This is a genomic window from Marinitoga sp. 38H-ov (genome assembly GCF_011057715.1).
Classification (GTDB): Bacteria; Thermotogota; Thermotogae; order Petrotogales; family Petrotogaceae; genus Marinitoga.
Genome location: NZ_LNGH01000006.1, coordinates 11,245 through 34,992 on the forward strand (window position 1 = coordinate 11,245; position 23,748 = coordinate 34,992).

Annotated in this window: 30 protein-coding genes; 4 read left to right on the top strand and 26 right to left on the bottom strand. The window is 25.0% G+C overall.

What is annotated here, in order from left to right; genetic code table 11:
- From AS160_RS01560 to AS160_RS01585, 6 genes are read right to left on the bottom strand one after another with little or no spacing between them, the layout of a single operon-like run.
- Complete coding sequence (locus AS160_RS01560; RefSeq protein ID WP_165144233.1) at nucleotides 1–2,538, bottom strand: hypothetical protein; 2,538 nt, start codon at nucleotides 2,536–2,538, stop codon at nucleotides 1–3.
- On the bottom strand, nucleotides 2,535–3,116 hold the full coding sequence (locus AS160_RS01565; protein WP_165144234.1) for a hypothetical protein: 582 nt from the start codon (nucleotides 3,114–3,116) through the stop codon (nucleotides 2,535–2,537). The genes AS160_RS01560 and AS160_RS01565 overlap by 4 nt, the downstream gene beginning before the upstream one ends.
- Nucleotides 3,113–3,517: a hypothetical protein gene (locus AS160_RS01570; protein WP_206528029.1), complete on the bottom strand. Its 405-nt coding sequence runs from the start codon at nucleotides 3,515–3,517 to the stop codon at nucleotides 3,113–3,115. Before AS160_RS01570 ends, AS160_RS01565 begins: the two co-directional genes overlap by 4 nt.
- Nucleotides 3,510–4,004 carry a hypothetical protein gene (locus AS160_RS01575; RefSeq protein WP_165144236.1) on the bottom strand — a complete coding sequence of 165 codons (495 nt, stop codon included), beginning with the start codon at nucleotides 4,002–4,004 and terminating at the stop codon, nucleotides 3,510–3,512. Before AS160_RS01575 ends, AS160_RS01570 begins: the two co-directional genes overlap by 8 nt.
- Nucleotides 3,998–4,396 (bottom strand): hypothetical protein, encoded by a 399-nt coding sequence (locus tag AS160_RS01580; protein ID WP_165144237.1) that lies wholly within the window; start codon nucleotides 4,394–4,396, stop codon nucleotides 3,998–4,000. Before AS160_RS01580 ends, AS160_RS01575 begins: the two co-directional genes overlap by 7 nt.
- A 1-nt stretch (nucleotide 4,397) precedes the next feature.
- Nucleotides 4,398–5,519: a hypothetical protein gene (locus AS160_RS01585; RefSeq protein ID WP_165144238.1), complete on the bottom strand. Its 1,122-nt coding sequence runs from the start codon at nucleotides 5,517–5,519 to the stop codon at nucleotides 4,398–4,400.
- 140 nt (nucleotides 5,520–5,659) lie between these two features.
- On the opposite strand from AS160_RS01585, the gene AS160_RS01590 reads away from it, so the two are divergent.
- The 4 genes from AS160_RS01590 to AS160_RS01605 are packed head-to-tail and all read left to right on the top strand — an operon-like array spanning nucleotide 5,660 to nucleotide 8,747.
- Nucleotides 5,660–5,863 (top strand): hypothetical protein, encoded by a 204-nt coding sequence (locus tag AS160_RS01590; protein WP_165144239.1) that lies wholly within the window; start codon nucleotides 5,660–5,662, stop codon nucleotides 5,861–5,863.
- 43 nt (nucleotides 5,864–5,906) lie between these two features.
- A complete protein-coding gene (locus tag AS160_RS01595; RefSeq protein WP_165144240.1) occupies nucleotides 5,907–6,731 on the top strand; it encodes a PHP domain-containing protein in 825 nt (274 codons plus the stop codon).
- A gap of 4 nt (nucleotides 6,732–6,735) precedes the next feature.
- Nucleotides 6,736–7,677, top strand: a complete 942-nt coding sequence (locus AS160_RS01600) for a cation diffusion facilitator family transporter (RefSeq protein ID WP_241244198.1) — start codon at nucleotides 6,736–6,738, stop codon at nucleotides 7,675–7,677.
- 2 nt (nucleotides 7,678–7,679) lie between these two features.
- A complete protein-coding gene (locus AS160_RS01605) occupies nucleotides 7,680–8,747 on the top strand; it encodes an alanine/ornithine racemase family PLP-dependent enzyme (RefSeq protein ID WP_165144241.1) in 1,068 nt (355 codons plus the stop codon).
- Nucleotides 8,748–8,775: 28 nt separating this feature from the next.
- On the opposite strand, the gene AS160_RS01610 is transcribed toward AS160_RS01605, so the two are convergent.
- From AS160_RS01610 to AS160_RS01705, 20 genes are all read right to left on the bottom strand, one after another.
- On the bottom strand, nucleotides 8,776–8,973 hold the full coding sequence (locus AS160_RS01610) for a cold-shock protein (protein WP_165144307.1): 198 nt from the start codon (nucleotides 8,971–8,973) through the stop codon (nucleotides 8,776–8,778).
- A 145-nt stretch (nucleotides 8,974–9,118) separates the two neighbouring features.
- A complete protein-coding gene (locus tag AS160_RS01615; protein WP_165144242.1) occupies nucleotides 9,119–9,316 on the bottom strand; it encodes a cold shock domain-containing protein in 198 nt (65 codons plus the stop codon).
- Between the two features lie 144 nt (nucleotides 9,317–9,460).
- Complete coding sequence (locus AS160_RS01620; protein ID WP_165144243.1) at nucleotides 9,461–9,658, bottom strand: cold shock domain-containing protein; 198 nt, start codon at nucleotides 9,656–9,658, stop codon at nucleotides 9,461–9,463.
- 155 nt (nucleotides 9,659–9,813) lie between these two features.
- A complete protein-coding gene (locus AS160_RS01625; RefSeq protein WP_165144244.1) occupies nucleotides 9,814–11,364 on the bottom strand; it encodes a 5'-nucleotidase C-terminal domain-containing protein in 1,551 nt (516 codons plus the stop codon).
- 24 nt (nucleotides 11,365–11,388) lie between these two features.
- Nucleotides 11,389–12,276, bottom strand: coding sequence for an ARMT1-like domain-containing protein (locus tag AS160_RS01630; protein WP_165144245.1), 888 nt, complete (start codon nucleotides 12,274–12,276; stop codon nucleotides 11,389–11,391).
- 95 nt (nucleotides 12,277–12,371) lie between these two features.
- Nucleotides 12,372–13,715, bottom strand: a complete 1,344-nt coding sequence (locus tag AS160_RS01635; RefSeq protein ID WP_165144246.1) for an RtcB family protein — start codon at nucleotides 13,713–13,715, stop codon at nucleotides 12,372–12,374.
- Between the two features lie 73 nt (nucleotides 13,716–13,788).
- Nucleotides 13,789–14,358: an acetate uptake transporter gene (locus AS160_RS01640; protein WP_206528030.1), complete on the bottom strand. Its 570-nt coding sequence runs from the start codon at nucleotides 14,356–14,358 to the stop codon at nucleotides 13,789–13,791.
- Nucleotides 14,359–14,471: 113 nt separating this feature from the next.
- Complete coding sequence (gene deoC / locus AS160_RS01645; protein WP_241244199.1) at nucleotides 14,472–15,224, bottom strand: deoxyribose-phosphate aldolase; 753 nt, start codon at nucleotides 15,222–15,224, stop codon at nucleotides 14,472–14,474.
- A gap of 6 nt (nucleotides 15,225–15,230) precedes the next feature.
- A complete protein-coding gene (locus AS160_RS01650; protein ID WP_165144248.1) occupies nucleotides 15,231–15,773 on the bottom strand; it encodes an HD domain-containing protein in 543 nt (180 codons plus the stop codon).
- A 9-nt stretch (nucleotides 15,774–15,782) separates the two neighbouring features.
- Nucleotides 15,783–16,994, bottom strand: coding sequence for a hypothetical protein (locus tag AS160_RS01655; protein ID WP_165144249.1), 1,212 nt, complete (start codon nucleotides 16,992–16,994; stop codon nucleotides 15,783–15,785).
- Complete coding sequence (gene radC, locus AS160_RS01660; RefSeq protein ID WP_165144250.1) at nucleotides 16,987–17,646, bottom strand: DNA repair protein RadC; 660 nt, start codon at nucleotides 17,644–17,646, stop codon at nucleotides 16,987–16,989. Before radC ends, AS160_RS01655 begins: the two co-directional genes overlap by 8 nt.
- Nucleotides 17,622–18,194 carry a Maf family protein gene (locus AS160_RS01665; protein WP_165144251.1) on the bottom strand — a complete coding sequence of 191 codons (573 nt, stop codon included), beginning with the start codon at nucleotides 18,192–18,194 and terminating at the stop codon, nucleotides 17,622–17,624. Before AS160_RS01665 ends, radC begins: the two co-directional genes overlap by 25 nt.
- Nucleotides 18,191–18,688, bottom strand: coding sequence for a Gx transporter family protein (locus AS160_RS01670; RefSeq protein ID WP_165144252.1), 498 nt, complete (start codon nucleotides 18,686–18,688; stop codon nucleotides 18,191–18,193). Before AS160_RS01670 ends, AS160_RS01665 begins: the two co-directional genes overlap by 4 nt.
- A complete protein-coding gene (locus AS160_RS01675; protein WP_165144253.1) occupies nucleotides 18,682–19,053 on the bottom strand; it encodes a NusG domain II-containing protein in 372 nt (123 codons plus the stop codon). Before AS160_RS01675 ends, AS160_RS01670 begins: the two co-directional genes overlap by 7 nt.
- A gap of 8 nt (nucleotides 19,054–19,061) precedes the next feature.
- Complete coding sequence (locus AS160_RS01680; RefSeq protein WP_165144254.1) at nucleotides 19,062–20,099, bottom strand: FAD:protein FMN transferase; 1,038 nt, start codon at nucleotides 20,097–20,099, stop codon at nucleotides 19,062–19,064.
- Nucleotides 20,069–21,103 (bottom strand): AmmeMemoRadiSam system radical SAM enzyme, encoded by a 1,035-nt coding sequence (gene amrS / locus AS160_RS01685; protein WP_165144255.1) that lies wholly within the window; start codon nucleotides 21,101–21,103, stop codon nucleotides 20,069–20,071. The genes AS160_RS01680 and amrS overlap by 31 nt, the downstream gene beginning before the upstream one ends.
- The gene (gene amrA / locus AS160_RS01690) at nucleotides 21,066–21,584 is read right to left on the bottom strand and encodes an AmmeMemoRadiSam system protein A (RefSeq protein ID WP_165144256.1); all 519 of its coding nucleotides are present in this window, start codon (nucleotides 21,582–21,584) and stop codon (nucleotides 21,066–21,068) included. The genes amrS and amrA overlap by 38 nt, the downstream gene beginning before the upstream one ends.
- A 25-nt stretch (nucleotides 21,585–21,609) precedes the next feature.
- Nucleotides 21,610–22,521, bottom strand: coding sequence for a tRNA pseudouridine(55) synthase TruB (gene truB, locus AS160_RS01695; protein WP_165144257.1), 912 nt, complete (start codon nucleotides 22,519–22,521; stop codon nucleotides 21,610–21,612).
- Nucleotides 22,514–22,867, bottom strand: a complete 354-nt coding sequence (gene rbfA, locus AS160_RS01700; RefSeq protein WP_165144258.1) for a 30S ribosome-binding factor RbfA — start codon at nucleotides 22,865–22,867, stop codon at nucleotides 22,514–22,516. The genes truB and rbfA overlap by 8 nt, the downstream gene beginning before the upstream one ends.
- Nucleotides 22,860–23,747: an HDOD domain-containing protein gene (locus tag AS160_RS01705; RefSeq protein ID WP_165144259.1), complete on the bottom strand. Its 888-nt coding sequence runs from the start codon at nucleotides 23,745–23,747 to the stop codon at nucleotides 22,860–22,862. Before AS160_RS01705 ends, rbfA begins: the two co-directional genes overlap by 8 nt.
- Nucleotide 23,748 lies beyond the last annotated feature (1 nt).

Below are 23,748 nucleotides of genomic sequence, written 5' to 3' on the forward strand. Positions count from 1 at the left end.
TTACTCGCCCCCATAATTCACTATTTTGGGCCATATAAAAACATTTAAGTTATATTCTCTATTTCTTTTTTCACTTGTTTTAAATATAAAACCTATTAATGGTAAATCTTTTAAAAAAGGTATTCCAGAATTTAGATTTTCTTCTTTTATTATCTTTAATCCCCCTAATATACTTACATAATTATTTTTTAAAATGAGATTAGTGTTTATTTCCCTAGAATTTTCTGCATTATAATCTGATATAGTAGATTTTTCTGGTTCTCCTACTTTTAAATTTATTTTTAAATCTATTAAGTCATCATGCTCTAAATATTTTGCTTCAATATCTAAAGTCAAACCACTTTCTATATATTGAATCGACTTTTCGCTAATTACTGGAACCCTATATACAGACTTGAAAATAGAATTTGTTCCAGATTTTAATATTATTTTAGGCTTTGATAATAATTTTGAATTAGATTTAGAATCTACATTTGTCGATTCAAAAACACTATCTAATATTTCCTTATATATTCCTGGGTTTATTATTCCTTGATTAATAGATTCAACTATATTTTTAGAGGTTATTTTAGATTCAATTTTTTGTATTGTTTCTTCTAATATAGAAGAATCAACTATAGCAACTTCAATTGATATAATCTTAGGATTTTTTTCCTTTACGATTATGATTTTATCTTTCTTTTCTAAATAATAACCGTTTATATCTAAAATGTTTTCAATATCCGAAGGATTATATACAATAATATCTTTTAATTTTTCATTGTTTATTAATGTTAAATTATTATCCTTTGCATAATTCTCCAATAATTCAAAAGCATTTATACTTAATTGCTTATTATTTAATAATTCTTTTAACTTTAAATACTTCTCTTCTGTTGTTTTTAATGATAATAACGATTCATTTTTTTCTCTATATATCTCATTATAATTTATTTTTAATTGTGATGCTATAATTTTAAAATAATCATATTTATTATTCAATATTTTTAAAAAATATTCTCCTTCATTATTTTCTTTAATATCATATTTATTATTAAAATCTTTTATTATGTTTATAATATTTTCCGTGCCTTTTATTATATAATTTTTTTCTATCTTTTGAATTATAACATCTTTAAATATTTGATTAAAAACCAATAAATTTAAATTTGATGTAATTATTTCAATTTTTTCGTTATTTTCTATATCTTTTGTGTTATTTTTTTTATTAATTTCTATTTCATTTATCTTCTTTAATATATTATTTATTTTTTCTACATCATCACCTTTAACTAAATATATATTTTCATCTATTTTTATAATTTCAGATTTTAATAAATTATTTAATTTTTCTAATGGAATTTCAGTATTGATTATTTGTATTTCTTCATTTTTAATTATATTCTTCAATTTATCAATGTCTTTACCTTTAACCAAATAAATATCTTTATCTATATTTGAAACATATAATTCAAAAAAATCTTCTAATTTTTCTAAATTATATTCTGATTCTATTATTGTGGCATTAGTTGAAATATTTTCATTATTATTATTATTATTATTATTATTATTATTATTATTATTATTATTATTATTATTATTATTATTATTATTATTATATAATTTTATTGCTGAGTTATAATAATCTTTAAATTTGGCTATATCATTTTTACTACCTATTAATAACAATATATTATCTGAAATTTCTGAATATTCTAAATTAAATATTTTTATTATATCCTTTTGAGGTAATTTATATTGAAAAATTTCATATGATTTATTATCTATATTATTTACTTTTGATATTATATTTTTAATTATTTCTATTTTATCTTTATTACCTTTTAAAATATATAATGACTCATTTAATTTGACATATTCTAATCCTATTAAAGATAATAAATTAGTAAAGTTTGGAATGGTAGTTGTGATAAAATCAAAATTATTTTCATTATAATCATTTCCATTTATTATAGGATAATTAACATTATATATTGGACTATTTGATATATAAATATCCTTAGGACTAATATAATAATAATTAATCCCTGTTGAATCAAATATTATTCTAAATAAATCCTCAGGAAAAAATTCTTTTAAATTTAAAGATATATCTTTATCTGGTATATTAGAAATATAATAAACATTATAATCCAATTCTTTCGCTAAAAGGTTTATAAGATCTTTTATTTTAATACTTTTAAATTGAAACAAGCTATTGTTTAATGCTTCTTTTCCTTTTACTATTATTTCTAATTTATTATTTTTCTTAATTTCAACTTCCGTTGGAAATATTGTGTTAATTTCTATTATATTATCATATATTTTTATTTTTTTTATCGGACCTTTTGGTAATATATATTCCTTATTTTCAAAAATAGTATCTTTAATTTCTATCTTATAATTATTTTTTATATTATTATTATACACCTCTATATTCGTTGATACTTCTGTTATTTCAATAATGTTATCATTCACAATATTATCTACTTTTATTTGATAAGGAAATACTATAATGCTGAATATTATTAGAATAAGTATAATGTATATTTTTTTCATTTAAGCACCTCAAAACGTTTCATATATTCATTGTATAATAGAACTCCATTATTATATATTTTTAAAATTATATAATCTCCAATTTTCATTTTTTCACTTAATTCTAATAACTCATCTTTAAAATATACATACGCCTTTTTCTCATTTTCTCTTATTATTATTCCAGAAAATGTAAATAAATCTGTTTGAATTACATAATTAGAGTTTTCCCATACTTTATCCAAATCTATTTCTATAAACCCAAAAGTATTATATTTTAATTTCTCATAATTTTTTAATTTCTCAATATTCTGTGGAATTTGTCTTTTAATATATATTGAATATGTTTTATTATTATCAAAATTATTATTAGAATATACTCTAAATTCTTGAATTAAAACACCTTTTTCATTTTTTATTTTTGATAAAATTTCATTTATTTCATCTACCTTTATATTGTCTTTAATAATAGTTTCTGGCAAATCTGATATCACATAATTTGGAATATTTAATAAATTATAATTATTATCATCATTATTATAAAATAATATAATAGATAAAATTAATAACATTATACTTAATATATATCTATATATCATTTTTTCATCCCCAGAATTTTATATTGTTTATAATATAAATCTATTGTATCTATTTCCTTTATTTCATAAGCTGATATTATTTTCATACCATCTATAACTTCAACAATAACTGTTGCATTTAATGATTCTGGGGTAAATTCCAAACTTTGTATATATGTCTTTGTATTTAGATTTTCAAGAAAATTTAAAAATTCATATAATTTTTCATTTGAATTTTTAGTACCTTTTATTTTTAAATTGTATTCATTTAATATTTCTTCATTTCTTTTTATTTTTTCCATTTTATTTAAATATTGATTATTTCGAAAATAAACATATGAAAAAAATAATATTATTGAAGCTACTATAATTAATATCCAAGAAAATATATTCAATACATATCGTATTTTTGATTTAAACATAAATAGCATTTTTCAATTCCCCTTTTAACACTTTTATCAAACTTAATGGATCTATTTTTATATTATTTCCTATAATATCTTCATAATATAATCCATATATATAGCTATTATTAGTCTTTTGAAAAAGTATATTATTATCTATACTAAATGTAATAAATTCATCTTTAAAATGATTTTTTTCTAAATATATCCATAATAACAAATTTAGTGGAATTGTGAAATCAAAATAAAATGATTTTTTATACTTTAAAATATTATTAATTATATACATATAATATATATTATCCTTTAATTTAATATATTTCACACTTTTTATTGATACATCAAAACCTCTAGCATTTTTTATAATATATTTCGTTATTTCATTTTCATTATCAAATTCATTAATAATACCATAATAGTCAACAATATTTATTCTTTTATATCCAAAACCTTTTTCTTTAAATCTATATATAAATTTATTTTTAAAATAAATTTTTATTACCATTCTATCAAACTCCATCTAAATGATGATGTTATAGGTAAAATAATTAAATTAGCATTATTTATTTTTAATGTATTTCCAGGACTTTTTAATATTAAATTATAATAATTAAATACCTTTGGATAATCTTGAGTTTTATATGGTATTTCCTTTAATATTAATCCATCAAAATAACTTTTTGATGATATAACAATTTTTGTATTTTGATCATTAAAATCTATAGAATGATATTTAACCTGTAAAAAATAATTCATCATTTCAATAAAATCTATTCTATTTTTAATATCATCAAAAAATGATAGTTTTATAGTAAAAGAAAAAGCTAAAAATAATGTACTCTCAATTAAAAGCAACAATAATAATTCATATAAAATAAATCCTTTTTTATTTTTCATATTAAAACCCCAAAGTATTAATTGTTGAAAATATTCCATTATAAAAAGAAAAGGCAACTTCCAATATGACTATAGATATAATCATTATTAAAATTGGTTCTAATATTTTTTTTATTCTTTGAATTAAACTACTTATTTCAAAATTTAATTCCGCTTCTAATATATATAATGGTTGTTTTATATCACTTAAATTTTTTGATATCGCTATGCTAAACATCAATTCTTTTAAATCCGCTTTTTTTATAGATTCAACAATATTATTTCCTTCTTCTAAGTAGCTTAAAATAGATATTATCTCATTTTTTAATTTATTTGAAGATATAATTTCTAAAGATTTTTCAAATGCACTATATGTACTTTCACCACTTTCTACAAAAATTGTAGTTACTTGTACAAATTCTAATAGTGTATATTTTCTATATAATTTACCTAATATAGGTATTACATATATTATATTATCGTATTTATGTCTATTCTTTAATATTATTACTATACTTAATATTATAAATAAAATGATGAAAATTATTATCCAAGATATCATAAAATTAAATTCTGTATTAAAGCTAGATTTGAATATTGGAGCTATAATAAATTGTAAAAAAGATAACAATCCTATTAATGATGAAAATAATAAAATTGGGTATAACATAATATTTTTTATATCTTCATAATTCTTTAATCTATCGGAATAAACCCTTTCTAATCTATTTAATATTTTTAGCGTTTCTTCATCATTAGTTACTTTTGAAAATGCATTTCTAAATTCTGAATCAAAATATATATTCATATTTATCGCTTTTTCATAAGAATTGCCAGATTTAATGTTGTTTATTAATAAATCAAGAGCAATTTTTATTTTTTGTGAAATTTCCTCACTATTTCTTATATATTTAATTGCGTCAAAAAACGTTAAATTTGTAGATATAAATGATTTTAATAATTTTATTAATTTCAAATGTTCTTTTATACTCAATTTTTTAAAATTTATATATTTTACATATTCAAATCTTTCTACTTCAATATTTTCATCAATATTTTTTAATGCTTCTTTTTCATTTTTTCCAAGTACATAGCCATTTACATGCATTTCTAAATCTTTTCCCTCGAAATAAAAAAGTTTCATTTTATCACCTTTAAATATTATTTAAATATATTTTATCATAAAAATTATATAATATAAATTGTATAATATATAAAGTTGTATTATGATATAATAAAATATAGACGATATGTTATTAGAGAATATCATAAGAAGGTGATATTATGATAAATTCTGTTAGCGGAGTAAATTATAACTACACTCCTGTATACAGACACGCACAATCAGCTCAAGCTATTCAAAAAACCTCACAAGATTTTGAAAACCTGTTAAATGCCATTGTTTATCAACAAAATGGTTTAACTACTAAATTAGTAAGAATTGTTGGTGAAATGTATCAAGGACAAAAATTAGATATTCTCGCATAATGCGGGCTTTATGCCCGCATTAATATATTTAAGGAGGAATACTATGTTATTGGATTTACACTCTCATTCAATATATTCAGACGGAACTTTAACCCCGGAAGATTTAATTTTAAAAGCCAAAGAAAAAAACCTTTCTATATATTCCATTACTGATCACGATAATATAGATGCACAAAAAGAAGCTATTGATTTTGCAAGAAAATATAATGTGAAATATATTACAGGTTTAGAAATAAGTACAAAGTTTAAAAATATGTTTGATATACTAGGATATAATATTTCACTTGATAATGAAGATCTTAATAACGCTTTAAAAAAAGTTCAAGATTTTAGAAAAAATAGAAATAAACTTATGATTGAAAAATTAAATTCATTAGGATTTGATATAACTTTAGATGAAGTAATAAATGAGGCTGATGGAGATGTTGTTGGAAGACCACATTTTGCAAGAGTATTATTAAAAAAGGGATATGTAAAGGATAGAGATGAAGCTTTTAATAAGTATTTAGGCGATGGAAAAATTGCTCATATACCAAAAGAAAAAATATTACCAGAAGAAGCAGTTAAATTAATTAAAAATGCTGGTGGATTCCCTGTTATCGCTCATCCAAAATATTTAAAATTATCATATACTGAACTAAAAGATTTGATTCTTAAATTAAAAGAATTTGGTCTTTGGGGTATTGAAGTATATTATCCAAAACATTCTAATAGTGAAATAAAAATGTTTAGAGATTTAGCTTTAGAAACAGGATTATATATAACAGCAGGTAGTGATTTTCATGGTGCAAATAAACCTGATGTTGATTTAGGTATGAATATAAATGATGAATTATTACAAGAGTCAATTGAAATACTAAAGAGGTGAAATTGTGGATTATATAGAAAGAGAAAAAATATCTACTAAATCATCACTTATTTCTATTTTTGTAAATGCACTATTAGCATTATTAAAAATATTTATAGGGTTTATTACCAATAGTATGGCTATATTAGCAGATGGTTTAGATACAGCTACAGATATTCTTACTTCAATAATGACATTAATAGCTGGAAAAATATCTAATAAACCACCTGACATTGAACATCCATATGGGCATGAAAGAGCTGAAACAATTGCAACTAAAGTAGTTTCTTTAATTATTATATATGCTGGTTTAGAAGTATTTATTAGTTCCATACAAAGATTAATTAAAAATAAAGTTATAATTGAAAATACCACATATGTTTTAATTATTGCATTAATTTCAGTTATTAGTAAATTTATATTATATAAATATAGATTATCTGTTGGAAGGAAAATAAAAAGCAATGCTATTATAGCTGATGCTTTAAATATGAGAAATGATATTTTAACCTCTTCTTCAGTTTTAATAGGTATTGCTATAATATATTTTACTGGTATTTGGTGGCTTGATCCTATAATAGCTATTTTTGTTTCGTTTATGATTTTAAAAACCGGATTTGAACAATTTTTAGAATCTTCAAATGAGTTTATGGAAAGTTCTCCTGAATTAAAGGATATATATAATTGTATAATAGAAGAAGCTAATAATATTAGTTATATAAAAAACCCTCACAAAATAAGGGCTAGAAAATTTGGATACAAAATACTAATTGACATGCATTTAGAATTACCTCCTAATATGACTGTAGAAGAAGCTAATAATATTTGTGCTAATTTTGAAAAACATATAATAGAAAAAAATAATCAAATAAAAGATATAGTTATTCATGTAGAACCATATGGTAACGCTGAAAAAGAAGAATTTGGAATTAATTCAAATAATATTATTAATTTAAAGGGGGAATAAATTTGTATCCGCAACTTCATATTTATCCTGATAGAATAAAGAAAAATGCTGAAAATATTAAAAAGATGTGCGATGAGAAAAATATTATGATAACAGGAGTTACAAAAGTTGTTTCTGCGAATATTGATGTTGCAAAAGCTATAATTGATGCTGGAATAAAATCTTTAGGTGATTCTAGAATACAAAATATTATACATATGAAAAATAATGGTATTGATGCAGAATTTATGTTACTTAGAATACCTATGAAAGATGAATTAGAACTTGTTGTAGACAATGTTGATGTAGTTCTTGTATCAGAATTACAAACAGTAAAATGGCTAAATGATATAGCAAAAGAAAAAAATAAAATACAAAGTATTGTTTATATGGTTGATGTTGGAGATTTAAGAGAAGGTGTTTGGTATGAAAATGCTGTTGAAGAAATTATATTAGCAGAAAGATATAAAAATATTTATTTAAAAGGTATTGGTACGAATCTTGGATGTTTTGGTGGTGTTTTACCTACTGTTGATAATATGAATATATTAGTTGATATAAAAAATTGTATTGAGGATATATTAAATAGAAAATTAGATATTATTTCCGGTGGAAATACTGCAGCATTACCTTTAATTGAAAACAATATGTTACCAAATGGAATTAATCATTTTAGGTTAGGTGAATCTATTATATGTGGTACAGATGCTACTAATAATAGAGTCGTTCCAGGTAATAGACAAGATACTATTATTATAGAAGGACAAATTGTTGAATTAAAAGAAAAACCTTCTGTTCCAATTGGAGAAACTGGATTTGATGCTTTTGGCAGAAAACCCGTTTTTGAAGATAAGGGTATTAGAAAAAAAGCTATTTTAGCTATGGGAGAACAAGATATTTCACCTGATGGATTAATACCATTAGATGAAAAAATTGAAGTTCTTCATTCTAGCAGCGATCATACTATAGTCGATGTAACTGATTCTGATAGGGAGTATAAGTTAGGAGATACTATTCAATTTAGAATGAGTTATGGATGTTTATTAAAAGCTTCTACAAGTAAATATGTTGAAAAAGTTATTGAAAAATAAAAAAGCCCCATTTCGGGGCTTATAATTGTTAGATAACTCTTACATTAACTGCTTGTAAACCTTTGTCGTTTTCTTGAATTTCGTATTCTACTTCTTGACCTTCTTCTAATGTTTTGAAGCCATCCATTTTTAATGCTGTGAAGTGTACGAATACATCGTTTCCATCTTCACCAGAAATGAATCCATAACCTTTTTTTGCATCAAACCATTTAACTTTTCCTCTCATACTATTCCTCCATGTTTCTCCCGTGTTACCCATTGCAACTACGGATTGATTCTTCTCCCAATTGGGATATAATAATTATATACCTTTTTTTAATAAAAGTCAATATATAAAATAAAAGCCCCTAAAAAGGGGCTGAATTGGTTTATTATATAGTTGTTACATTAACTGCTTGTAAACCTTTGTCGTTTTCTTGAATTTCGTATTCTACTTCTTGACCTTCTTCTAATGTTTTGAAGCCATCCATTTTTAATGCTGTGAAGTGTACGAATACATCGTTTCCATCATCACCTGAAATAAATCCATAACCTTTTTTTGCATCAAACCATTTAACTTTTCCTCTCATACTATTCCTCCATGTTTCTCCGTGTTACCCTTGTAACTACGTGTGATTTCTCTTATAGTATATACCTTTATTATTACGAACCTATACTTTTTATATTACATTTTAAAATAAAAAAACCCCTAAAAAAAGGGGTTGATTGGTTTATTATATAGTTGTTACATTAACTGCTTGTAAACCTTTGTTGTTTTCTTGAATATCGTATTCTACTTCTTGACCTTCTTCTAATGTCCTAAAGCCTTCCATTGCTAATGCTGTGAAATGTACAAATACGTCATTTCCATCATCACCTGAAATAAATCCGAATCCTTTTTTTGCATCAAACCATTTAACTTTTCCTCTCATGTGTTTCCTCCATGTTTATCGCGTTACCCTTGTAACTACGCTTGATTTCCCTTATAGTATATACCTTTATTATTACTATACACTACATTTATTATTACAATCTGAATATTTAATTTTATAAAAAATTGCTCCTTCCGAAGAAGGAGCAATTATAATTATTTTTCAACTACTACTCTTAAAGAATTATCGTAATTTTCAATTGTACCTAAATGTTGTATATATTCTTTAACTACATCTGCTACAACAAATCCTGAATCATAACCGTTTGCACCTTTTAACATTGAATATCCATCTCCACCACTAGCCATATAATTATTTGTAACTACCTTATATGTTTTATTAAGTACTAATGGTTCATTATTTACCATAACATCATATGCTTTACCATCTTTAATTTTATAAGTTAATCCTGCTGTATGTAACCATGCACCTTTACCAGATGGTATTTGTGCAGCATATTCTACAACTTTCATTAATTGTTCTCCTGTAAGTTCTAATACATATGCAGTATTTCCAAATGGTAATACTGTTAAAATATCTCTATATGTTATTGGTCCAGCTTGTATTGAAGCTCTAATTCCACCACCATTTTGTAATGCAATTTCAGCACCAGTTTTCCATAATAATGCATCTGTAATTAAATGTCCTAAATTTGTATCTCCACTTCTAACATGTGCTCTTTCTCCATCTAACAATATCTTTGTTTCTCCAACTACTTTATTTAATTCTTCTGACCCTAATGAATAATAATGATCCGCTATCATTTTTATAAATGGATCTTCAGAAATTGGTTCTGTTACAAATTCATACATAGAGTTTCCTTTTTCATCTTTTCCTAAGTATTTTTTCATATTTACTGGAATAGCTGCCCATTCATAATCTACAACTTTTCCATTTTCAACCCAAAGGTCTAATCTACCTACATATTTACCCCATTCTCCTGCTTGAGCAACAATTGTCTTATTTATATATGCTGCTTTTTCCATTAATGTGTGTGAATGACCATCTATAATAACATCTATTCCATCAACTGCTTTTGCTAATTGATCTGATGTTGTATATTCAACACCTAAAGGTTGATATTCTCCACCAAAACCTAAATGTCCTAATACAACAACTATATCTGCTTTTTCTTTTAATTCAGGTAAGTATTTTTCTACTGTTTCTTTTACATTTAAGAATTTTCCGCCATTTAAATGTAATGGTTCTAATACTTGTGTTTGTTCTGTAGTAACACCTAATATAGCTACTTTAATTCCACCAACATTTTTAATAATATATGGTGTAAATAACTGTCTTCCATCTTTTGTCACAAAGTTAGCGGATAAGAATGGAAATCCTGCATATCTTTGTTGCATTAATGTTGTTTCAATAGGATTGTCAAATTCATGATTCCCCAATGCCATTGCATCTACACCCATATAATGCAAAGTAACAAAATCAGGAATTGCATCTAACTGATCTGATTCTGGAACTCCTGTATTAACATCTCCTGCATGTAAGAACAATACATTTGGATTTACTTCTCTTTCTTGATTAACTAAAGCTGCTATTCTTGCAAAACCACCAATATCAGGATTATGATACTCACTATATGGCCAAACATGACCATGTGTATCATTTACGTGAAATATAACTAAATGTGTAGGAGCTGCAAATACTACAGCTGTTAATACAGCTAACAATAAAACTAAAAACTTTTTCATCTTTATACCCCCTTAGATAAGATTTTATTTTAAGGTTAAAACATTTTCTTGGAAGATTAAGTCCCCCACATTTACATCTAATTCTCTGGAAACAACTGGACATTTTGCCATTAATACAAAGAATATTTTATCATTTTCATTGCTTAAACCTTCATAATTCCCTTGACCTTTTGATATAATAATATCTGCTTGCTTATATGCAATCATAAATTCTTGATTTACATCGCTTAAGATTGTACCAGGTATTTTACTTCCAGAAGATATTACTTCATCTGAGACTTCACCTAATGCAACTTCTTTAGCATCTTCTATTGTTACATCATTAATTATTGGTATATCTCTAACAGCAGAAACAACATGCAAATTAGGATACTTTTCTTTAATAAGTTTTATAAATAATTTATCTAAAACAACTTCTCCCGCATTATCGTGTATATATAATAATATCTTAGCGTTTTCTAAAGACGCATAAAAAGAGTCAAAACTGTCTATAGTAAATTTTTTCATCTTTAAAATATTTTCTAATTCCCATTCGAGTTCTCCAAAAGAATTTTTTACTCCATAATCTATAACATTACCTAAAGCTGATAATTTTGCTGCATCCTTTAATGGATTATCAGAACTTTTCAAAAATTTATACATTTCATCAAAAACTTCTAAAAATGTTTCGTTAGATCTTTTCTTTTCTTCCTTAAAATAATCTGTATTACCTGTATATTCTCCTAATTTTTCATATATTATTTTTGCCATTTCTATAGGTTTCTTACCATATGTTGAATATTTAAGCATTTCTAATGAAACTTCTCTCATTATTTCAAATTTTTGTTTTTCATCATATTCCTTAAAATTCTTATTAATTATATTCTTTATTTGATCTATTACGCATCCTATACATTCATATTTGGCTAACATACTATTACCCCCAATAGAGTTTATAGATATTTAAATTATAGGGGTAAAACTTTACATTTTTAAATATTTATATTGAATATACGTTTTAATTTTCATTAACCCTTTACAACTCCAATTGGAACTAATTTTGCTACTTTTTTAGAAATTCCTGATTTTTCAACAACTTTAATAACATCATTTATATTTTTATAAACCTCTGGTGCTTCCTCTACTATCGTATTTTTTGACTTTGCCAAAATTATAATATTTTTTTCTTTTAATTCATTTATTACTTCATTAGCTCTTAAAGATTTTTTAGCTTGTCGTCTTCCTAGAACTCTTCCAGCTCCATGAGCTGACGAACTAAATGCAACTTTAGATGTTCCTAATAATATATAAGAAGCTCTTCCCATATCTCCAGGAATAATAACTGGTTGACCTTCAAATGCCCTTGTTGCACCTTTCCTATGAACAATTAATTCTATTTCTTTACCATCTACAATATGTTTTTCTAATTTCGCTATATTATGAGTAATATCATACAATAATTTAACCTCTAAATTAAACAATTCTTTAAATATTTTTCTTATTTTATGACCAATTAACTGCCTATTAGCAAAAGCATAATTTGCTGCTCCATTCATAGCATAAAAATAATTTTGTCCATATTCACTGTTAAATGGCGCATTTATTAATTGCTTATCTGGTATATTTTTATTCCATTCCTTTAAATTATCTCTAAATATTTTTATATAATCAGTTGCTATTTGATGACCTAATCCTCTCGAACCAGAATGTATAGTAAATACCAATTGATCTTTAAATAATCCAAAATCATTATTATATATTTCATCAACTTTTTGAATTTCAATAAAATGATTCCCGGAACCTAATGTACCTAATTCATCAGATCCTCTCTTAATAGCTTCAGAACTAATACATTTAAAGTCTGTGTGTATAATTTTACCGCTATCCTCTATATTATTCAAATCTTCTAATATTCCATAATTATTATTTAATGCCCAATATGCGCCATTTTCTATAATATTCTTCATTTCTTTTACCGATAGTTTAGTATAATTTCTAGATCCTATCCCTACCGGTATTTCATTATATATTTTATTAATCAACTTATCTAAATATTTTTCTATTTCAAAATATTTTAACTGTGTAGTCATTACTCTAACTCCACAATTTATATCAAAACCAACTCCACCTGGTGATATCACTCCATTTTCCTTATCAAACGCAGCAACTCCACCTATTGGAAAACCATATCCCCAATGTATATCAGGCATACCATATGCCGCATCTACAATTCCAGGCAGGGATGCTACATTTATAAGTTGTTCTATAGCTTCAATGTCTGGCTTAGAATCTGTAAAAATTATTGCATCTACATTCATTTTTCCAAATTTTTCAACTCTCCATTTATATGGTGACTCTTTAATTAATTTCATAATATCACCTTCATTTATTATCTATGTAATTATAACATAAAAATTATATAAAAATAAAAGGCCCGTAGGCCTATTATAATGGTAATACTATTCTACCTAATTTTTCATTTAATACCTCTGCCATTGCTGTATAAATAGCCGATGCGCCACATAAAATACCTTCCCAACCTGCAAATGTTTTAATTGCTGCATTTCCTGTAAAATCACCAATTGCTAATAAGAAAAATAATAATGTTAATGTACCAAAAACAACTTGAGTTGCTTTATTTCCATTTAATGTTCCTATAAACATAAATAATGTAAATATTCCCCACATTAAAAGATAAAACCCTACAGCAACTGAAGAGGCTGCTGGTAATCCCATTTTAGGCATTACCCAAATTCCAACTAATGTTAACCAAAATAATCCATATGATGTAAATGCTGTAGCTCCAAATGTATTATTCTTTTTCATTTCAAAAATTCCAGCTATTATTTGAGCTAAACCACCATAAAAAATTCCCATTGCCATAATCATAACATTTAATTCAAAAATCCCAGCATTATGTAAATTTAATAATACTGTTGTCATTCCAAATCCCATTAATCCTAATGGTGCTGGATTAGCTAATTTTTCTGATATATTTACATTTTTAATTTCCATAATATCCCTCCATTTTATTTTTTCAAAGTATTTTAATTTATTTATATTACTTTATTTTGAAAGATTATTACAACTTTGTATTTATAAATTAAAAAGGACCTAACGGCCCTTTATTAATAATCAGAATTAGATTTTCCACCACTAACAATTTGAACTCCAGAACTTGCTCCTATTCTTTCAGCTCCTGCTTTTATCATTTTTTCAGCATCTTCAAAACTTCTAACTCCACCTGATGCTTTTACTTTTAACGCATCTCCTACTACAAATTTCATTAATGCTACATCTTCAACTGTTGCACCACCAGTTCCAAATCCTGTTGATGTTTTTACGAAATGAGCTCCTGCCTCTTTTGAAATAACGCATGCTGCAATTTTTTCTTCTGTTGTCAAATAACATGTTTCTATAATAACCTTAACGGTTTTTCCTTGTGCAGCTTCAACCACAGCTTTTATTTCATCATAAATATAATTATATTCTTTTGCTTTCAACATTCCAACATTTATAACCATATCAAATTCATCAGCACCATCATTTAAAGCTATATCTGTTTCATATGCTTTTACATCTATAGAATTAGCACCTAAAGGAAATCCAATGACAGTTGCAACCTTTACATTTGAACCTTTAAGTTCTTCTTTTGCTAATGGAACATATACAGGATTTACACAAACTGAAAAGAAATTATATTCTTTTGCTTCCTTACATATTCTCTTAATATCTTCTGGAGTTGTGGTTGCTTTTAAAATTGTGTGATCAATATATTTTGCAACATCCTTTGGTTCTAATTTTAAATCTTTTTCAACCAATTTAAACTCCTTGTTATATCTTTCTATCTCTTTTTGAATTAATAATTCCACATCATTCACCTCTTTCTAAAGTCCTAATTCTTCTGATATTTCTTTCATTGATTCTATAGATATTTCAAAAAATCTATTTAATTCTATTCCAACTTCTTCTATTTTTTTTATATTTTCTCTATTAGCACCGGCTGCAAATGATTTATCTTTAAATTTCTTCTTTAGTGATTTTACCTTTAAATTTTCAATTTTTCTGTCAGGTCTTACATATACTGCTGCTGTAATAAGCCCTGATATTGGATCTGCGGAATATAATGCATAATCCAACTTAGTTTTTAATGGAGCATGCTCATTATGAGATAATATTGCATTTTTTTCTTCATCATTTAGTTTATCTCCCAATATTTCCACTGTCTTTTTTGCATGTATTTCTGGATCATCTTTTGTATATTCATAATCTAAATCATGTAAAATACCTATAATTTCCCATCTTTTTTCATCTTCCCCAAATTCTTTTGCGAGCCCTTTCATTATAGCTCCAACTGCAAGACAATGATTTATTAAATTATCTGTTTTTATATGTTCTTTTAATAATCTTATTGCCTCATCTCTATTCATATTATCCCCCTAATCATTTGTATAATATAATTGACAAGTTCTCCATCCAAACAACATTTTTATACCTTCATAGAAAGGTAAGTCTATTATAAAATCATATCTTTTTCCTTCTTTACTTTCTAATCTTTGAATTACATTTTTTAATTTATTGTATACCCCTGGACCATATAATTTTGCAACTTTCCCATTTTTTATTGGTTCCATTGTAAAAGTTTTTAACCCTTTTACATGTGAATCATTTGGGAAAAATACTACTTTTAATTCACCAAACATTTCTGTTAATTTTTCAAAATTCTTATTTGCCATTTCTTCATTATTATAGTTGTAGAAACCTAAAAAGCTTATAATAGCTTGTTCAGGTAAATTAGTTTCTGTTTCAAACCTACCAGAAGTTTCATATTCAAATGCTTCAAGCATTTTCCAGAATTTACAATAATCTGGTGGCACATTTGTTGCTTTTAATTTAGAATATCTTAATAAGCAGTTGGCACAAGGTATATTGTTTTCAAAATTTTTTCTCATTTGATATAATTTATCGCCTTCTAAAGACATGAAATGTAAGAATCCTTGATATATTGATGCAAAATATTTTACTTTACCTTGTAAAAATACTTTACTTAAATATTCTTTTGCTTTTACATAATCCTTATCATATAATGAAATAACAAATTGTAATAATGGATCATTAGAACTTCTCGCTGCTTCCTCTACTGCTTTATATGCCTTAAAATAATGTCCTTTATACACAGCATTCATTGCTAATAATAAATTGGTATATTTATTATTAGGAAATCTTTTAACAGCATTTTCTGCAAAATCATATGCATCATCATGTTTTAATAAAAATTTAGCCATTCCAACATTAAAATAATCTTCTGGAAATGATGGATTATCAAGTAAATTTAATACCTCTTCATATTCTTCTTTTAATATATGTGCAACTGCTTGTTGATTAACATATGAACTTTTTGGCTTATTTAATAATAACTTTTCTATATGCCTAGCCAATTCTAAATTGCTATTTTTATAATCATAATAATTTAAATCTACAATTGTTTGAATATCGTCAATAGGTATAGATATATACTTTATTTCAATATTAGCTCTTTCGACTGTTTTTTGTTTTTTCTGTTCAATATTTATTCCTTTTCTTCTTAAATCTTTTTCAAATTTTTTCTTTAATTTCATTAACGCTTCTAAGTTTTCTGGCATATTATCCATTTTTCATCACCTTTCTTCCCATTTTAAAGCTATAATATTCAGATTTACCAAATATTATATGATCAGATAATTTAATCCCCAATATTTCTCCACTATCCTCTATTTTTTTTGTTATATCTATATCAATCATGCTTGGAGCACTATCTCCAGATGGATGATTATGAACAATAATAATAGATACCGCATTGTTTTTTATTGCAATCTTAAAAACATCTCTTGGATGTAGTATAGAACTATTTACTGTACCAATACTAATAGTGTCTATTGATATAGGATTTAATTTGCTATTTAAAGATATACATTTTACTATTTCTTTTTCTGAAAATACCATTTCATCATATAATGTATAATATACCTTTTCCGGAGAATCAAATTTTAACTCTTCTTTCTTTAAAGCTTCCTTATGAAATCTTATTCCCAATTCAAACACAGCTTTTAAAGTTATTGCTGTTACTTCTCCAATACCTTCTATATTACATAGTTCTTCAATATCCATGTAAAATAAATCCTTTAGAGAATAGTTATTTGAAATTTCTTTGGAAATATCAAATACATTTTTCTCTTTTGTTCCTTTTCTTATTATAATTGCTATTAATTCGTTGATAGTTAATTCTTTAGGTCCATATTTTAAAAGTTTTTCTCTAGGCAACATAATCCATTATTATACAAATAATTAAATATTTTATTTAAAGGTAATCCCATAACATTATAATAATCACCATTAATTCTTTCAACAAATGCACCTGCAAAATCTTGAATACCATAACCTCCAGCTTTATCTAAAGGGTTATATTTATCAATATAAAATTTTATTATATTATCATCTAATCTTAAAAAATACACTTCTGTAATATCTTCTATAGTATATATTTCATCTATTGTTCTAAATGTAACCCCTGTAATAACCTTATGCATATTTCCAGATAATTTTTTCAACATATTAAATGCTTCAATTTTATCTTTTGGTTTTCCAAGTATTTCATTATTAAAACTAACAATTGTATCTGCGGTTATTAGCAATTCATTCTCTGATATATATATATCTTTAGACTTTTTATAACTTAATTCTTTTGCATATTCTACCGGATCTTTTTTAAAGCTAATTTCTTCTGTATTAGAAACTCTTACTTCAAAATCTATTCCTAATTTTAATAATAATTCCCTTCTTCTTGGTGATCCAGATCCTAATATTATTTTCAATTCTTAACACTCCTAAAAACAGATTTAACAATTACAGCATTAGCAATTGCAGAAAATGTTCCAAATATCAACATTTGAGGCAAATACCAAAATATACCTACAGACTTAACTATAAAAAGCCATCCAAAAATTAACTGAGACAAATTATTAAATATTGCTCCAAATTCACTTATTCCTATTATACCAAATTTTTTCGATTTTACAATTAAATACATTACAAATGTTGCAACTAAACTACCTATTAATCCCATAAAAAATGTTGGGCTTAAAAATTTGCCAGATAATAATGATCCTAATATACTTTTAAATATTGCTATATATAATCCATTTATTAAAATTTCATCATAATTCAAAGAATATAATATGGCAAAATTTGAAAAACCCCATCTTGCTCCCGGTAAGGGTATAGGAAAAGGAACTAATGTTTCTAAATAATATACAGCTGAAGACAATGCTGTTAATATTGCCAATTTAGGAATATTATTTTTTACCATGAAATTATGTCAACTCCTGTTTTTTTATCTTTTCCAATAGGTTTTACAACAACTTTATTTGGTAAACATATTATTTCTTGAGAAGAATTATCTACCCACCCTGTATATTCACATGTTTTTAAAGGACAATCTGCTTCTATAACTCTTACTTTTTCACCGTTATATACAACTTTTAGTTTGTAATCACCATCATCTCCGTATACAGAATATGTCCCTGGTTTAGTTATTTTCATAATTTCTTTACCAGCTAAATATATGTTTGCTCCTTTTAACTCATTTTTTAATGTACTTTGAATAATAATAGCTGTAGCCGATATAATTAAAATAATGATAATAAATAATACATCTTTTATTTTTTTACTCATAATTTCACCTAATGTTCTTTTAAATAGTATTCAAATCCTGTAGTTTTTATAACCTTATTTTCTGAATTAATACCGTATATTTGTATTCCATATTTTGTCATTGAATCTAAACCTATCAATTTATCTCCTAGAATAAATATAGCTGTAGACATAGCATCTGCTTTCATTGCGTTATCAGATATAATAGTTACACTTTTAAAGTAATTTGCAGGGTATCCTGTTTTAGGATCTAATAAATGATGATATTTAACACCATCTTTTACAAAGAATCTTTCGTAATTTCCAGAGGTTACTATTGCACCTTCTTTTAAATATATTTGTTCTTTTATATCATATGGTCCTTTATCAGGATCTCTAATTCCTATTACCCAAGGAAATTTACCAAATTTTGGTCCAATTATACCTATATCCCCACCTGCATCTATAAATCCAGTAGCATTTGGATCTAATTCTTTTATTTTTTGTACTGCCATATCTACTGCATATCCTTTTGCTATTCCACCTAAATCTATCTTTGTTTTATCATTTAACAATGATATTTTATCTCCTTCTATTTTTATAAACTTATAACTTACACCTTCTAATGCTGTTTTTATTTCATCTTGAGTAGGTATTCTTTTTTCATTATTTATATCATCAAATCCCCATATTTTTATTAATTCTCCTACTGTTGGATCAAATGCACTTCCTGTTAAATCCGCATAATTAATTGCAGCCTTTATTAGAAATAATGTTTCTTTGTCAGCAATAATGCTTCTTTCCTTATTTAATTTAGAAATAACACTATTTTCAATTGTTTTACTAAATTTTTTTTCAATACGACTCATTTCATCAAAAGCTATATCTGCTAATTTTTCAGAATCTATTTTCTCGCCAGATACAACTACATTAACCCATGTTCCCATTGCAAAATCCTTTTTACTATAATACTTTGGTAATGGTTTGTGAAAAACAAAAAATAAAATTAAGGAAATTGATATAATTAGTATTATTATATATAATATACCTTTATACTTTAAAAAATTATTGGTATTTCTTTTAAGCAATTTTTACACCTTCCCTTTTCATCAATATTTTTTAATTTTATATTATATCCTTTTCTTTCTATTAATAATGTTCTACATTTAGGGCAATATGTTGATTCAAATTCCTTATTCCATACATTTCCCAAATAAACATAATTTAAATACTTTTTTGCTATATAATATAAATCTTCCAATTTCTTTAAATTAGTGGGAGGATTATTATATTTATACATTGGATAATATTTACTTAAATGAAGTGGTATATCTTTTGATATAGAACTTATCCATTTAAACATACTTTCTAATTCATTATAATTGTCATTTCCATTAGTAATTACTAAGGTAGTTATTTCAATATGCACATTATTCTCATATGATAATCTTATAGTATCCATTACATACTCTTTTTTCCCACCTATTATTTTACTATAAAAATTATCATTGAAACCTTTTAAATCAATATTCATTGCATCTATATATGGTAACAATTTTTCTAATGGCTCTTTATTTATATACCCATTAGTAACTAATACAGTTTTAATATTTTTTTCTTTTAATAGTTTCGATGTTTCATATACATATTCATACCAAACTATAGGTTCAGAATATGTAAAAGCTACTATATTTACATTTTTTTGAAGGGTTAAATTAACTAAATCCTCAGGATTTATATTATATATCCCATATGGTTTTTCTTGTGATATTTCAAAATTTTGACAAAACTCACATTTGAAATTACATCCCCAAGTTCCTATAGATAAAACCTTTTCACCAGGAAAGAAATGAAAAAGGGGTTTTTTCTCTATAGGATCTATATTAATTGCAGTAATTTCTCCATAATTTAATGAATATAATTCACCATTAATATTTTTCCTGGTTTTACAAATACCAGTTTCTTCTATTACACAATTATGAGGACATAATTTACATTTTATATTAGAGTTTTTTATATTAGAATTTTTTTCAAAAAAATAGGCTTTTTTCACCTTAAAAATACCTCTCAACTGTAAATCTATATATTTCATATGGTTCTGAATAAATTCCTGCTTTTAATTTCGCAATTCTTATTTGTTCTTCAGCTGTATCTACTCCATCAAGCGCAGGAAGCAAAACACCTTTTTTAAATCCACTAACTACTATAACTCCATATATATTTGGATCTAATTCATCTACAGATTCAATATATTCTGGTTCACTTAATACATCAACACTTACTTCAATGTTATCTAATTCTTCTGCTGTTAAAGGAGTAAATCTATAGTCTCTGGTAGCCGCTGCTATAGCATTTTCTCTAATCTCAATTGCCAAATTGTCATATATTGGTTCTATAGTCCCTATACAACCTCTTAAATCACCATCCATTGTGTGCAAGGAAACAAAACACGCTGATTTTTTTATTAATAATTCTTCAGGTAAATCTTCTTTTATTTCTATTTTTCTTCCATATTTTATATAATTCTCTATACATTCTATTGCCCATTTTACATAAGGATGATTTCCAATCATTTTTTCACCCTCTAATTTTTTTTGATTATTTAAATACCTTTTTTATTTTAAATATTCTTTCATTTCTATCATGTTTTTCCAATGTATTCAAAAACGTTGAATTTCTTTCTGCAATTGAAATTGCTATTAAATTATTTTTTTCATCTATTAAAGAGACTATATCATCTTTTTTAAAATCTTCGTATTTATCAATATGATTTAAAAAAATATGATTACCATTTAATGCCCTTTGAATTCCAATTTTATTTAAGATAATCTTAGGAAAATCCAAAACTTCTATCATTGGTATAATTTTCTTTGTTATGTTATCTAACTTAATTGCATCATCTACATTAAATTTCCCAACTTCTAATCTTCTTAATTCTGTAGTTACTGCTCCTACTCCAATTTTATATCCAATATCCATAATTAATGATCTAATATATGTTCCAGATGAAACTTTACATTCAAATTCAAACTCACCATTATCATATATTTTTATGTTATCTATACTATATATATTAACTTCTTTTGGTGGCATTTTTATAATTTTTCCAGCACGTGCTAACTCATATAATTTTTTTCCGTTATATTTTTTAGCTGAATACATTGGAGGAACTTGCAAATACTTTCCTTTAAAAGATAATATAACTTTTTCTAAATCATCAATATGATTACTGAGAACTTCGTACCTTTCTTTAACTTCACCAGTAATATCATAAGTGTCTGTGATAATACCCAATTTAGCTTTAACATAATATTTTTTATCTTGATGTTGTAAGTACTCTAATAATCTTGTTCCTTTATTAATTCCTAAAATCAATAATCCAGTAGCAAATGGATCTAATGTACCTGAATGACCTACTTTTTTTGTGGAAAATTTTTCTCTTATTATATTAACAACATCATGCGAAGTTATATTTGCTGGTTTATCAATTAAAATGAAACCATCATTCATCAGTTTCACCTTTTATTTCATTTAATAATTTATGTATTTTTATACTTTCCTCAATCCCTTTATCCTTGTGAAATCTAATTTCTGGTATTTTATACATTCTAATATTTCTAGATATTAAACTTCTAAAAAAACCTTTAGCTTTAGTTAATATTTCTATTACTTCATCTAAATCTCCGTTTAATACTGAAACATATATATCTGCATATGATTTATCCTTTGATAACTCTACCCTTGTTGCTGAAATTAATTTATCTTGTATTCTTGGATCCCTTAAATTTGAAATATTTGTATTTACTAACCTTAATATTTCAGATTCTATCATTTCTTTTCTATATTCTTTAGCCATTTTCTTCATCCTCCTGATTTTCCAAATATGTGTCTAAGTTAATAAAATCATTTGATTCTTCTAATTTTTTTTCTAATTCATTTAAATAATTTAAATATTTTTTTGAATTCATATCAAACTTATTCCAAACTACATCTGATGGAACAGGTATATCATAACAACCAGAATATCCATAATATATAGTATTTATAGAAATATTTGCTAAATGGACAATATATATATTCATGGTATATGTATCTATTTTTATTTTTTCTGGATTATCATGATGTGCAGCGGTATAAATTACATTTTCTGGTAAATTCCAATCTTGAAATAATTGTTTTCCAAGTGTTTGATGATCCAACATATTTAACATATTTTCCGCTTTGTGAAATGACACCTTTTTATGATCTGCAACATTTAAAGCCATTTCTAAGTTTTCAGGAGTTATTATTCCCATAACAATTTTTCCCAAATCATGTAACATTCCACTTAAAAATATTTCTTCCTTATCAGGATAATTTACCACTTGAGATAATAGTTCAGAAGCAACAGCTACAGCCATGCTATGTTGCCAAAATTTTTTAGAATCCAAATATTCAAATTCTCTCTTAAAAAATGATTCTGCAACGAATATACCCATTGCTAAATTTCTTACCGTTTTAAACCCTAGTATATTAATAGCTTGTGATACCTTGGTTATCTTTCTTGGTAAAGCATAATACGCTGAATTACTAAGTTTTAATATTTTTGCAACTAATGGTGGTGATTGTAAAACAGCGCTTTCTAATTCTTTAGTATTAGAAGAAGGATTTGATGCTATATCCATTATTCTTTTTAGTATAAAATTAGGTGTTGGTAACTCTGATACTTTCTTTAAAATCTCTTTTATTGTTGCCATA